The organism is Oleiphilus sp. HI0086 (assembly GCF_001635225.1).
This window is the reverse complement of the sequence record NZ_LWFZ01000851.1, coordinates 1-12,786: the sequence shown is the minus strand read 5'-3', so window position 1 is coordinate 12,786 and position 12,786 is coordinate 1. Positions and strand designations below refer to the sequence as shown.

Here is a 12,786-nt window from a genome sequence, read left to right as displayed (position 1 = left end):
AAAGCCTAAGTCGCAGAGGAAATTGCTGGGATAATGCGCCAATGGAGCGATTCTTTNGAAGCTTTAAAACAGAATGGATGCCGCGATCAGGATATGAATCGTTTATGGAAGCAGAAGCAGCTATCGATCAATACATTAATGGTTACTACAATCGTCATCGGCCTCATCATCATAATGGTGGTATGTCACCGTTATTGACTGAACAGGCTTACGAAAAAACTTATAACGGGCTGGCCAGTTTTAGTTGACCACTACATGCCTTCCCTCTAACGTTAACGAATATGTACAAAAATTAACATAAGAAAAAGCACTAAACAAGTACCGCCGTGGGATGTCCATAAGAATTTAATTATTGTGCGCTATCTTTAATGTAATAACTTCAAGAGGTGCATGTTAAAAGTAACGCTAGATAATAATAAAAATAGGAACAAATAGTTGAGCTTCAGAGTCTGATAGAACTCGAAAGCAAACATTGGATAAACAAAGCACATTAATCTGTTCGGCCATTTGAGCTCGCATATGCGACCGTAGTTTGTCCAAAACGGACAAACTACGGTATCAATAACACATTAAACCTACTCCATATTGAACCTTATAAGACTTGATATTTTTCACTCAGGCCATATATTCGCAGGTAACACCACACGCGAGATAAACCAAAATGATGAGAATATTTTTATTCCTAGCCACAAACTTATCCGTTGTATTAGTCGCTAGCTTTACGCTTAGCCTACTCGGGGTTGGCAGTTATATGACTGCACAGGGTTTGGACTACAATAACCTCCTTATCTTCTGCCTGATATTTGGTATGGCAGGCTCAGTCGTCTCCTTGCTGATGTCAAAATTCATGGCAAAACGCAGTATGAGAGTTCAAGTGATTGAAGAGCCACAAAACGCTGACCAAAAATGGCTCTATACCACCGTCCAGGATCTTGCTCAAAAAGCCAATATCGGTATGCCTGAGGTTGGCGTATTTAACAGCGCACAAGCTAATGCTTTCGCAACCGGCTGGAATAAAAATAACGCCTTAGTCGCCGTAAGCACAGGCTTACTCAATAAAATGAGCCGTGAGGAAGTTAAGGCTGTACTTGGGCATGAAATCGGGCACGTCGCAAATGGTGATATGATTACCCTCACCCTTATCCAAGGAGTCGTAAACGCATTCGTTATGTTCTTTGCGCGAGTTATCGGTAGCTTTGTTGATAGAGCAGTATTCAAAAATGAAAGCGGTCACGGCATGGGCTTTTTTATCGCCACCTTCGTCGCAGAGATGATATTAGGAGTGCTCGCTAGCACGATTGTTTTCTGGTTTAGCCGCCGTAGAGAATATCGAGCAGATATAGCGGGAGCGGAGCTAGTTAACCCCGCTGCGATGGTCAGCGCACTTGCACGCCTGCAGGCTGAATACGATAAACCAAGTGAAATGCCTTCTGAAATGGTCGCTTTTGGTATTAGTGGCGAACTGAAGAATTCATTAGGCGGTTTGTTTATGAGTCACCCTCCTCTAGACAAACGTATCGAAGCGCTTCGACAGCGTTATAGTGCTTAGGTCCTGAAGTAGCTAGTTCGAAAGCTTTATTTTCGAACTAGCTCTAAAGACCGATACCAATCAGACTGACCCGGGAGCACCTTAAACATTTGGTAGCGCTTAACGCTCAAGTTTGCTTGTTTCGCATAAAGTGTATAGTCGTAGATTTTGTGAACCGGGTTTTTCGCTATTAAATGAAATGCGAATAGTGCTGAGTAATAGTAAAGCCGCTGACATAGTCTTTGCACTAGGTTTCCACTGATCGGAGCAAAGTCCGCAACCATTAGGCTGCCACCCGGTTTAAGCTGCAAGCTTAGATGATTTAGCATTTCGATCATCAATGGGTGAGCGAAGACATTCAAAAAGTAATTCGCTACCACATAGTCATAATAGCTGTCCTTAAGGTGCTTAAATGCATCACCCAGGACAAGCACGACGCGATCGTTCAAGCTTAATCTCTCTAGCTTACATTCAATACGCTTTAGCATTTTAGGTGAAAGTTCAACGACAGTAATCTCGGCACCTTTTTGCGCAGCAAGTACCACATCTTCACCGCTTCCCGCCCCCACAAACAGTAATTTATCACCGGGCTTTATGTCACGCAGCTGCCAACGCTTACTCGCAATGATCTTACCACCACTATATAAATGCGCGGCCTTTTCGTAGAACCTAGCCGTTCTGTCATAACGACCTCTCACAAAAGAATTATCTTCAGACATCACTAAAAAACCTGTATTGCTTTTAAGGTAGCAATGGTTGCTTTAGGCAACGAGATCCCCGGAGGAATACATTGGAACCAGTGTTCACTCTGTGCTCGATATCGAGTTTTATGGTAAGCAAGTGCTTGAAACGCATATAGAAAACTTCCATAGCGATACATTAATTGTTGCAAGTAGCGTAATGAAGCAATCTCATGTGGAAAGCTCTGAAGCTCGTGCAAGGGTGCTAAGCCCAGTGACAAACGAGCAACACCTTCTTTCTGAAAAACCTTCATTGCTTCAAGGATTGTATAATCTAGAAAGCCATTCGGTTTTATCCCAGGGCAAGCGCGAATGATATTAGCTGTATAACCTATGATCTTATCATCCTGAAAATAGGGATCAAAAAACACATATCCAACGAGCTCTCCTTTTAGGTAACAGAAAAACTTCCTGACTCCCCAAGCATCTCTATACTCTGGCGGCCGAGTAATGAGCCTAAGTTCACGCTTAGTCACCGCCTTGGTTTGTCGCCAGCGCTCGGAAATATCCCGAACTCTATCTTCATTCACCTCAGACCAAGCCTGTTCTTTAACAACAAAGCCCCTACGTCCAAAGTTAGATGCCCAGCGCAGATACTTTTTCTCTTTCCCTTTGACATCAAAACTGTTGAGTGAGAGCGAATACTCAACCCCCATATCGTTACATCGATAACCCCGATCTATCAAAGCACTCGCACAATCAGCATCAACTGCCATGAAAATACTTGGTCGCTTCGTTGACGCTTCTAACGCATCTAATAAGGGGTGAAAGTCCTCATCAGCACACACCGGGCGGGTAAACGCAATATTGAATTCAGAACCAAGGAAACGCTGACGAAAATAGGAAACATAGCCCCGATGTGCAGAACCAAAATGTTGTACACCGGCTTGCAAGTTAAAATAAGAGCTGGACTGGCAGCCATAACGTTGAAGTAAGCTTTGTTTATCTTCTGTTGACAAGCTGTCTTCTTTGAATGGAAGTAAAACCCGCTCTGCAGAGCCTACCTTAGTGGCAGATGCAGCCAATGACCTTTCAGCTGTCAAATCAAGACAAGTCGTCATGAGCATTCCTCTCTCAACGTTACCTGTTTCTTTCTGCCAAACCAAAAGGCTTTTAACATCACGTCAGGCCGAAGCAGGCTAAGCGGTGAGCTCACCATATTGGCAATCGATAAGCAGCAATGTGCTAAAGGTTTTGAATGTATACAGGCCGCGAGCAATCTATCCATATAGCGATAAGATACGTTTAAATACCAAGGAATATTACGCCCTTCTGTCTCAGGCCAGCGCATATCTTCACTGATAGCTATCATCCACGCAGTAAAAAAGAATCGATTGAAACGTCGATAGGTTCTACGTGCCCACGTATTAGAGAAACCCGAGCGCGCCCCCTGCTCTAAACGCAACGCTAAAGACTTCGCAGCCATTGCAATTAGTGTAAGACCTTGTCCATATAGCGGGTTGAATGCACACATCGCATCCCCCATTACAAGCAGGCCCGAAGGATGATCTTTCATTTGATCATAGCGATGCCATACATTTTCAGTTCCTCGAAAATGTGTAATACCAGAGGCCGGCGACATATCACTCAAGGCACGATGAATATATTTGGTTGGCAATTCAGCAGCAAATTGAGTAAACCCATTAAGGTCATTACCTGGATACACAGCATTCATACCGATTAGAGTGAGCAGCCACTTATTATTCTCGACGGGCCACAAGCCTGCAGCACGAGGACTTGTTGGCGCATGAGGGGCAACCTCAATAGGTTTAACCTGCTGCCCTGGTCGAACCTCGAATAACTGACTGGCATACCCTAGCTTGGGGTTAACATGCGTCCCGCTTACCTCTGACAAGCCCTCTTTCTTGAGCCAAGTTCGCGTCCGGCTACCTCGGCCCGAGCAATCAACAACCAAGTCTGCTCGCAATGTTTTTTCAGCACTTATACTCCCTTGTTGATATCGGAGCCCTGTCACTCGCGAGTTATCATTATTCAGTATGAAGCCACTCACTTGGCAAGCGTAACGACGCTCAATGTTTTCAATACTCTCTATCCGCTCAGTCACCACTCTGTCAATTAAAGGGCGACGACATACCCTCAAATCCAAGCCAGACTCAAAACGCGGTAATTTACCTTCGCCTATAAACAAAGAAACATCTTCAGAGTAGTTAACTAAGGGAGCCCCATAACGCTCAAGCTCTGCATCAAAGCCAGGAAAAAACTCTTCGAATAATTGGCGACCTTTAAGTAATAAAAGGTGTTGATGCGCGGCTTGCGGAAGCCCCTTTCGAAATAACTCTCCCGACGTTGAAGAGAGCTCGTCCGGTGCAGCATCTTTTTCTAGAATCACCACCAAGTCAAAGTGCTCTGAAAGAACTTTTGCCGATAACATGCCTGAGATGCTTCCACCAATAACCAGCGCAGTCCCTTTATTTGCTCCCTGTGACGCCATCCGTCAATCCTTCGTATTAGGCTTAGTTATTTGTTTTTGGCAAGAATGGATAAGCCTGACTCCAGTGCGTCTTGGTACTTAGGCCTCTTAGCTTGTGCCAGCAATGCTCGAATTGTGTCGAATGAAGAATCAAGATAAGCAACATTAAACAAGTGATACAAGGTGCTCTGTACTAAGCCACCTGGCTGAGTAAAACTTTGATGTTCTATTTCTGTCTGACCATTACCCAGGCTTGTAAACTGCCAGTAGCCCGCCATTAAAGGGAAACGAACTAAACGTAAGTCTCGTGGTTCATAAGGCTTATCTACGGTGATAAAGTTAATACGGTTTCTGCGTCCCTCAATATCCGTCACCATAGAATACCGGCTTAGAGCGTCTCTATTGTAGGCACCGGTAAAGTTATAGGTTGTATAAACATAAGTATCGGGATCAGATTCTTCATACATTACTCGCTCAGAAATCAATACACTGATCGCCCACTCTTTGAAGCCTTCAACATCTTGAATGACGGCTGTAAGTGCCTCGTGAGATTCATCGACAACCACCTTAAAACGACACTGCATAATTTTGCTGACATGCTTTCGGCACTCAGAACCAATTCCACCTTCCGACCTTTCCTGCTGCCAATCAGTAAGCCATTGAGGACTTTTGGTAGATGTTTCAGCTGAGTTTTCTGTAGCCAATAAGGCACTCGAATATAAGATGCTTATTAAGCCTAGGAAGATAAAATTCATGATTTCACCCGTTTATTCTTTTGCTCTTATTTCAGTTGTGCGAACTATATATTCACACGACTATATTTTACGCAATATATTTTTCCCCGAGGAAAAGCTCATAACTTTTACGGCTTACCTCGTAAATTAGGTAGCTATAAAACCACAACAACTTTACAGTGTATAGTTAAATTTTCAATAATATGGACTGTTTCTAATTATCATTTATTAGCAGGGTTTTGAGTCAGACAAGGAGGAAGCCGATAAGTTCAATGTATACAAAAGGAACTTTCGGCTTGTAGGCTGTGACCTACCTTCATCGCTGGCACGCAACTCACAGTTTGAGTTTGATATACACCTATGAGTAGAGTTCTCTGCCAGCAATCAACACACCTAATTATGCAAACTTCTTAGCAGCCTTACTGCGCCACTTGATTGCTTTTGTGAACAGCCATTGATAACCCGTTGGGAAAAGACGCACTACGCCATCAAACGCCTTCGCATCAGCACCAATCAGCACACGCCTATCATTGCGCTTAACACCCTTAAGAATAGTCTTTGCTGCACTATCAGGCGTATGAACAAACATTTTTTCAAACTCTTTTAAGGTACTTTCCTTAGTTGCCCCAGTCACTTTCATTGAGCTTTTGTCAACTCGCGCTGACTGAGCAATATTTGTTTTTATACCACCAGGATGAATACAAGTAGTGCTGACCTTTGAACCGGTAATTTCCAAGTCCTGACGAAGAGACTCGGTAAACCCTCGAACAGCGAACTTACTCGCGTTATAACCACTCATTAACGGCTGTGAAGTTAAGCCAAATATACTGGAAATATTTACCACATGACCTTCGCCCGATGCTTCAAGGTGAGGCAGAAAGGCTTTGGTGCCATAAACAACACCCCAGAAATTGATATTCATAATCCATTCGTAGTCTTCAATCGAGAGCGAATCCACCGTGCCTGACAAAGCCACTCCGGCATTATTGAAGATCAAATTTACTTTGCCATGGTCTTCGACCACCTTATCGGCCCAGGCATAGACAGCCTCTTTATCAGCTACATCGAGAGCATGGCTTGTGACTTTCACATTGAAGCCTTTAAGTAAGTTCTGCGTTTCTTTCAGACCTTTCTCATTCACATCAGAGATGGCCAGAGCACAACCTTCCTGCGCCAAGTTAACCGCCAGTGCTTGACCAATGCCCGACCCAGCACCTGTCACCGCGGCTACTTTACCGTTTAAGTTTTTCATTATTTTTCCTCTAGGTAAGCAGGCCGACAAAGTCGAGCCTGGCACGTTTAAATTAGCTATTTTTATCTAAAAACGCCTGGTAAACCTCAGCACTTTCAGCCGGAATCTCAACCATAGGCATATGTCCAATACCCGGCCAAATTTTTATAGATATATTCTTAATGCCAGCCTTCCATACATCAACGGCGCTGACATGTAGGAGCTGGTCCTGATCACCCCATAGCAATAGCACAGGCGCTTGAATTTCATTTAATACCGGCTGCAACATATGCTTGCCATGGAAGTCCTGGAAGATCTCGATTAACTCTTCTCGGCGCGCTTGGTACTTTTCTGAAACAGCCTCAAGAATAAAACTTGGAATGTAAGGTGCTTTGGCCATGGTCATCCCGTAAAAGGTATCAAACTCTTCACGACTGTGTATTTCGAAAGGATTGCGCCCTGCTGCTAGCATCTTCTCCATATCACTCTTGATGGGTGACTCAACACCTGCCGGATCAACTAAGGTCGAGCTCAGTGTTCGCTGAGGATACATACGAGCAAAGTGGCCTGCGATAAATCCGCCCATTGAATTGCCAATAACATGAACTTTATCGAGCGCTAATTTATCAAGCAAAGCGATGATACGTTCAACCTGAGCAGGTCCACCGTAATCCCAATCTTTATGGAAGCCCGTTTCACCATGACCAGCCATATCAGGAATTAGCACGTTATAGTGCTCGCTAAAAAACTGAGCAAAACGTGGCCAGACATCTTTATCGGCACTATAGCCATGCAACATAACGATAGTAGGACGCTCAGGTTTTATTTCATTTTGGTAGAGATAAATATCCATCTCGCCAATATTTACCTGAGCCTTTTCCAAGCCATATAAACCAGCCTCGAAGGGAGCAGCCCATTCATAGACCGCTTTACCCATTGGAGCCGGAGCGATGAACGTGGCACCCACAAAAACTAACAAAATGGCAGCTAAAGCCAGTAAACTTTTTTTCAACATTTCAATATCCTTATTTGTATTTATACGCTCGAAGGTCGATAACCTTCTTCATTTCTGACCAAACCATCGCGCAAACAAGCGGTAAAGGCAACAGTTTGGAAGCCAACCACACTTTAATAGCATTATTTCCATAGACAATACGAGGCTTATTTTTCTTAACTGACTTAATTAAATGTTCGGCAATATCCTCTGGTTCAGTAGTCAGAAAGTTCTGAGAAAAGTCTCGGGCATGTTCATGCCTTACGATATTGGTTCGAATCCCCCCTGGATGTAGAAGGTGTACCTGAATATCACTGGCCGATAATTCGACCATTAAAGCTTCGGTAAAACCTCGTACGGCAAATTTACTACCACAATAATCAGCATGATTGGGTGTTCCCGTCAGGCCAAAGATACTTGAGACATTCACAATCACGCCTTGGTTATTAGCCAGCATGTCAGATAGAAATGCGCGAGTACCATGAATCACACCATAGTAATTAACATCCATCACCCGCTTAAAATATGATTGCTCTGTCGCCCAAACCGGCTCACCACTGCCTTCAACCCCCGCATTATTGACAAGCATAAATGCTTGACCCAAGTGTTGTTTAACCTGATCGGCGAACTCAAACACTGCCTGCTCATCTGAGATATCAAAGGCCTGTGCAAAGACTTTTTGTGATTCTGGTAGCAACGAGATCGTCTCGCCTAAGCCTTCCTCGTCATAGTCACACAAAGCCAGATGACTACCTTGCTTAGCAAAAGCCAGCGCATAGGCGCGCCCCATACCCGAGGCAGCCCCTGTTATCACCACTACCCTGTCTTTAAAACTTGTTATTTTTTTCATCGTTTTTACTACTTAAGAGTTAAAAGAGTGATCTTGGCGTTTAAATTTCTTAGCCCAGCGTCTGAAGGTAAAACTAAACCCCGGGAACATGGCAATCACTTTTCCGCTCTTGCTCTTATACCAAGAGTTACAACCGCCACGCTGCCAAACCGTTTTGGCCATCTCGTGATGAATTAAATCGGTATATTTCTCCTCAGCATCTACATTGACTTCGATCACTTTTTTGCCACTTTGTTTAAGCGCCGAAATACTGTTCATGATGTATTTCATTTGCGACTCAATAATAAACAAAGCGGAGGTATGACCAATGCCTGTATTAGGCCCTGTGACAATAAACAAATTTGGAAAGCCTGGCGCACTCGTCCCTAAATAAGCTCTGGGGAAGTCACTCCATGCCTGAGCTAAGGTCTTACCGCCTTTACCCACCACCGGATATGAGATCACGCCATCAGTAGCATCATAACCGGTTGAGTAGACAATCAAATCCAGCTCGTGCTCGACACCGTCCTGAGTCACAATACCCTTCTCGGTGATTTCTTTTATGCCATTATTCTTATCGAATAAGGTGACATTATCTCGACAATAAGCTGGGTAAAGCGTGTCTGATAAAATTACCCGCTTACAGCCTATGGTGAAGTCGGGAGTCACTTTTCGTTGTAAGTCCGGGTCTTTGATCTGTTTGCGAATATGCTTTTCAGCTTTGTTCTTCGCCAAGACCTTCAATGCCAAATCTGAATATTTAAAGCCAATAACACGGAATTCATACCACCAGTAGATCAAGAAACGTAAAGCAAAGTAGGCCCAACTCTTACTAAGCAACTTACGTTGCCAGCCTTTAAATTTATAATCATTTCGAGGCATTACCCAATGAGGGGTACGTTGAAGCACATCAAGGTGTTCAACTTCCGGAGCGATCGCAGGGATTATTTGTGCGGCACTGGCACCACTACCTATCACTGCAACTCGCTTGCCTTTATGGTCATAGTTATGATCCCAGTTATTACTGTGAAAGGACTTACCCTTAAATGTATCTTTTCCAGGAAAATCTGGAATCACTGGTGTACTAAGTGGCCCTGAAGCATTAATAACAAATTGAGCGTGATAAGCATCTTTGCCTTCAATATCAATTTGCCAGCGCTGCTCTGCTTCCTGCCATTCAATCTTCGACACATTGGAGCCTGCCGCAATTTTCTTATCCAAAGCGTGCTTGGAAATGATGTGCTCGGTGTACTCTCTTAGCTCGTCTTGTTCAGCGAACATTTGCGACCAATTGTAAGGCTCTGAAGATATCGAATACAAAGGAGAAGGAACATCGACGGCTGCGCCTGGGTAGGTATTTTGGCTCCAGGTACCACCGACAAATTCGCGCCGCTCCAGAATCAGAAAATCCTGAATGCCACGTTTGATTAGGTTCATGGCTGCCAGCTGTCCGCCGAATCCGCTACCGATAATAATGACTTGGTAATCTTGTTTCATTTAGCACTCCAGTCGCTCACAAGACCTTGCCTTGCTCACTGAATTTTTATGTTTATTGTCTAGCGCTTGCCATCATCATAGTCGAAGATTAACGAGATATAAATTGTGACGACAAGCAACTTCAAAACATCATATATTCTGACTACAGGTGTAGTCAAATATTTTTTGACTGACGGTCACGCTTTACATCCGACTTCAAATCACGGCAGAATAGACGGCTCAACCCGGACTAAAAATCACTTCAATCAGGACGAAATAAAACGCCAATGCCCTCTGCTGAACCTTCTAAAGAAAATAAAAAGACCGAACGGACCTATGGCGGGGTATCTTTAGCTGAGCGGAAAAAACTTAGAAAACAACAATTTTTAGATGCGGGCTTAAGACTATTTGGATGTTGCGGCTTTAGAAATTCAACTGTCAGGAGCTTATGCAAAGAAGCCAAGTTAACTGATCGCTATTTTTACGAATCCTATTCAGGTCTAGAAAATTTATTACTGGCGGTCTATGAAGACTGTATGACCCTGCTCAGTAAAGAAATTGTTCAAGCCATCGTTGTGGGCTATCAAGACTCTGACCCAAAGGCTGCCATTATTGCGGGTTTAGATAAGTACTTTGAAATTCTTGAAGACCCTAATATCGCTCGAATATGCATGGTCGAATTAGAAGGCATTAGCCCAGAAGTTAATACGCTTTACTATCATTACATCAATGGCTTTGCAGAAATTTTAAGAGTAATGGCAAATAAGGCTTTTCCCGATATGACGATTGATCGTGCCCAACAGGACATCATGGCTATATCCTTAGTAGGAGCAATGCGCCAGGCAGCGACAAACTGGTTAGTGAGTGATTATAAAACGGAACGAAAAGAGCTAGTTGCCGCCACCAGTAAGTTATTTTTAGGAATCATTAAGTTGATTGAAGCGTAGCGCTCTCACACAAAAAAGACGGCAACAAAAACCTGCTGGCAGAGCCTGCCCATTGTAATTTTCGAATAAATAATCATTTCCGTAGATAGAGGGTGTCACTCCTCACTGGAACCTGCCCCGCGTTAACCCGCTAGCGAGCCATGGAAGGCTCTGTCTACAAGTTTGTATTATTCATCACACCGGAGGCAAAGAATAGCTGCCGGTCACATGCGCCACAACATCCTCAGCCCCTTCGCTTCGGATCGAAACTTCACAAAATGCTATACGCTTACCCAACTTCAATATCTTTCCTTCTGCGATCAAGTCGCGCTGTTCAGGCCGCTGAAGAAAATTAATATTCAGGTTACTGGTTACCGCCATCGCGACCTCGCCCAGGCTTCCAAGTATCGCAGCATACATCGCCGTATCACCTGCGGTCATCATAACCGGGCCCGATACCGTGCCACCCGGCCGAATACATTTATCTTGAAAAGGAATTCGAATCCGCGCGTAGCCGGGCTTGATCTCCTCGATTTTCAAGTCGATATCCTCAGCCATTGGCACCCACTCTCTTATGCGGGCTTGCACATCTGCGGCCTGTAATGTCATGTTCTACTCCAAGATTGTATTAATTATTTGATTCAGGACTATACGATCAGCACTTAGCTATTTAAAATACGCCATTATATTTTTACACTCAAAGGAAATCATTGCCTCATGCGCGCAAGTCGTTTTTTAATCGCTACTCAAAAAGAAACTCCAGCTGACGCTGAAGTCATCAGCCATCAGCTAATGCTTCGTGCAGGCTTGATTCGTAAACTCGCATCAGGTTTATACAACTGGATGCCCATGGGTTTAAGAGTGCTACGTAAAGTAGAAGCGATTGTTCGTGAGGAAATGGATAAGGCTGGCGGACAAGAACTTTCTATGCCTGTTGTTCAGCCTGCAGAACTTTGGGAAGAGTCTGGTCGCTGGCAGCAATATGGCGGTGAGTTATTGCGTATCAAAGATCGTCACCAACGAGACTTTTGCCTCGGCCCTACGCATGAAGAAGTGATCACCGACCTGGCTCGCAATGAACTGAGCAGCTATAAGCAATTACCGGCAAACTTTTATCAGATCCAGACAAAATTTAGAGACGAGCGCCGCCCGCGCTTTGGTGTGATGCGTGCCCGTGAGTTTTTAATGAAAGATGCCTACTCTTTCCATGCGACTCAGGATTCTCTGGACGAGACCTATGAACTCATGTACGACACCTACACCAATATATTTACGCGTCTTGGTCTAGACTTCCGCGCTGTGCAGGCTGACTCAGGCAGCATCGGCGGCAATGCTTCACATGAATTCCATGTGCTGGCCGATTCAGGTGAAGACGATATCGCTTTCAGCACAGAAAGTAACTATGCAGCCAATATTGAGCTGGCTGAAGCCCTCGCACCTGAAGGTGAGCTAGCAGCACCAAGCAAAGCCATGGAAGAAGTCGCTACGCCTGAACAGAAAACCATTGAAGAGGTCACTTCTTTCTTATCTGTTCCCGCTAGCTCGGTTATCAAAACCTTACTGGTTCTTGGCGAAGAAGATGAAGACGGCAATGCACCCTTGGTAGCGCTGGTATTAAGGGGCGACCACAGTTTGAACGAAATCAAAGCTGAAAAACTTGAAGGCGTCGCCTCTCCCTTAGTGTTCGCAAATGAAGAACAGGTGAAAGCCGCAACGGGAGCGAATATAGGTTCCATTGGCCCGGTCGGACTAAAAGACATCACTGTATTTGTCGATCGCACCGCTGCACTGTGTTCAGACTTCACTTGTGGCGCGAATAAAGATGGCGTTCATTTAACAGACGTCAATTGGCAAAGAGATCTTGAACTAGGTGAAGTCGTTGACCTGCGTAACGTTC

The 12,786-nt window shown here is 44.3% G+C and carries 13 protein-coding genes; 4 read left to right on the top strand and 9 right to left on the bottom strand.

Annotated features, from left to right (window positions below; translation table 11 throughout):
- Both A3756_RS15355 and htpX read left to right on the top strand, forming a co-directional pair.
- A partial coding sequence (locus A3756_RS15355) for an integrase core domain-containing protein (protein ID WP_156490506.1) occupies positions 1-248 on the top strand: 248 nt, incomplete at its 5' end.
- 413 nt (positions 249-661) lie between these two features.
- Positions 662-1,549 carry a protease HtpX gene (gene htpX, locus A3756_RS15350; RefSeq protein ID WP_197481327.1) on the top strand — a complete coding sequence of 296 codons (888 nt, stop codon included), beginning with the start codon at positions 662-664 and terminating at the stop codon, positions 1,547-1,549.
- Positions 1,550-1,575: 26 nt separating this feature from the next.
- Here the strand turns inward: htpX and A3756_RS15345 are convergent, their stop codons facing one another.
- From A3756_RS15345 to A3756_RS15310, 8 genes are all read right to left on the bottom strand, one after another.
- Positions 1,576-2,247, bottom strand: a complete 672-nt coding sequence (locus A3756_RS15345) for a class I SAM-dependent methyltransferase (RefSeq protein ID WP_068510408.1) — start codon at positions 2,245-2,247, stop codon at positions 1,576-1,578.
- Between the two features lie 2 nt (positions 2,248-2,249).
- Positions 2,250-3,329 carry a DUF2156 domain-containing protein gene (locus tag A3756_RS15340; RefSeq protein WP_068510409.1) on the bottom strand — a complete coding sequence of 360 codons (1,080 nt, stop codon included), beginning with the start codon at positions 3,327-3,329 and terminating at the stop codon, positions 2,250-2,252.
- On the bottom strand, positions 3,326-4,720 hold the full coding sequence (locus A3756_RS15335; RefSeq protein WP_068553812.1) for an NAD(P)/FAD-dependent oxidoreductase: 1,395 nt from the start codon (positions 4,718-4,720) through the stop codon (positions 3,326-3,328). Before A3756_RS15335 ends, A3756_RS15340 begins: the two co-directional genes overlap by 4 nt.
- A gap of 26 nt (positions 4,721-4,746) precedes the next feature.
- The gene (locus A3756_RS15330; protein WP_068510413.1) at positions 4,747-5,454 is read right to left on the bottom strand and encodes a hypothetical protein; all 708 of its coding nucleotides are present in this window, start codon (positions 5,452-5,454) and stop codon (positions 4,747-4,749) included.
- 376 nt (positions 5,455-5,830) lie between these two features.
- Positions 5,831-6,685 carry an SDR family oxidoreductase gene (locus tag A3756_RS15325; protein ID WP_068510415.1) on the bottom strand — a complete coding sequence of 285 codons (855 nt, stop codon included), beginning with the start codon at positions 6,683-6,685 and terminating at the stop codon, positions 5,831-5,833.
- Between the two features lie 52 nt (positions 6,686-6,737).
- Positions 6,738-7,679 (bottom strand): alpha/beta fold hydrolase, encoded by a 942-nt coding sequence (locus A3756_RS15320; RefSeq protein WP_068510422.1) that lies wholly within the window; start codon positions 7,677-7,679, stop codon positions 6,738-6,740.
- A gap of 10 nt (positions 7,680-7,689) precedes the next feature.
- Entirely contained in the window at positions 7,690-8,508 is an 819-nt protein-coding gene (locus A3756_RS15315; RefSeq protein WP_068510424.1) for an SDR family oxidoreductase, read from the bottom strand.
- Positions 8,509-8,520: 12 nt separating this feature from the next.
- The gene (locus A3756_RS15310) at positions 8,521-9,984 is read right to left on the bottom strand and encodes an NAD(P)/FAD-dependent oxidoreductase (protein ID WP_068510427.1); all 1,464 of its coding nucleotides are present in this window, start codon (positions 9,982-9,984) and stop codon (positions 8,521-8,523) included.
- Between the two features lie 266 nt (positions 9,985-10,250).
- Here A3756_RS15310 and A3756_RS15305 point away from each other — a divergent pair, with 266 nt between their 5' ends.
- Entirely contained in the window at positions 10,251-10,910 is a 660-nt protein-coding gene (locus A3756_RS15305) for a TetR/AcrR family transcriptional regulator (protein ID WP_068515554.1), read from the top strand.
- A gap of 174 nt (positions 10,911-11,084) precedes the next feature.
- On the opposite strand, the gene A3756_RS15300 is transcribed toward A3756_RS15305, so the two are convergent.
- Positions 11,085-11,498 (bottom strand): PaaI family thioesterase, encoded by a 414-nt coding sequence (locus tag A3756_RS15300; protein ID WP_068515557.1) that lies wholly within the window; start codon positions 11,496-11,498, stop codon positions 11,085-11,087.
- Positions 11,499-11,606: 108 nt separating this feature from the next.
- Between A3756_RS15300 and A3756_RS15295 the strand changes: the two genes are divergently transcribed.
- Positions 11,607-12,786, top strand: a 1,180-nt coding sequence (locus tag A3756_RS15295) for a proline--tRNA ligase (protein ID WP_068553811.1), incomplete at its 3' end; no start/stop codon positions are given.

Excerpts from the sequence above, each read along its gene's own strand:
- htpX (WP_197481327.1), top strand. The coding sequence starts at position 662 with ATGATGAGAATATTTTTATTCCTAGCCACAAACTTATCCGTTGTATTA.
- A3756_RS15345 (WP_068510408.1), bottom strand. The coding sequence starts at position 2,247 with ATGTCTGAAGATAATTCTTTTGTGAGAGGTCGTTATGACAGAACGGCT.
- A3756_RS15340 (WP_068510409.1), bottom strand. The coding sequence starts at position 3,329 with ATGACGACTTGTCTTGATTTGACAGCTGAAAGGTCATTGGCTGCATCT.
- A3756_RS15335 (WP_068553812.1), bottom strand. The coding sequence starts at position 4,720 with ATGGCGTCACAGGGAGCAAATAAAGGGACTGCGCTGGTTATTGGTGGA.
- A3756_RS15330 (WP_068510413.1), bottom strand. The coding sequence starts at position 5,454 with ATGAATTTTATCTTCCTAGGCTTAATAAGCATCTTATATTCGAGTGCC.
- A3756_RS15325 (WP_068510415.1), bottom strand. The coding sequence starts at position 6,685 with ATGAAAAACTTAAACGGTAAAGTAGCCGCGGTGACAGGTGCTGGGTCG.
- A3756_RS15320 (WP_068510422.1), bottom strand. The coding sequence starts at position 7,679 with ATGTTGAAAAAAAGTTTACTGGCTTTAGCTGCCATTTTGTTAGTTTTT.
- A3756_RS15315 (WP_068510424.1), bottom strand. The coding sequence starts at position 8,508 with ATGAAAAAAATAACAAGTTTTAAAGACAGGGTAGTGGTGATAACAGGG.
- A3756_RS15310 (WP_068510427.1), bottom strand. The coding sequence starts at position 9,984 with ATGAAACAAGATTACCAAGTCATTATTATCGGTAGCGGATTCGGCGGA.
- A3756_RS15305 (WP_068515554.1), top strand. The coding sequence starts at position 10,251 with ATGCCCTCTGCTGAACCTTCTAAAGAAAATAAAAAGACCGAACGGACC.
- A3756_RS15300 (WP_068515557.1), bottom strand. The coding sequence starts at position 11,498 with ATGACATTACAGGCCGCAGATGTGCAAGCCCGCATAAGAGAGTGGGTG.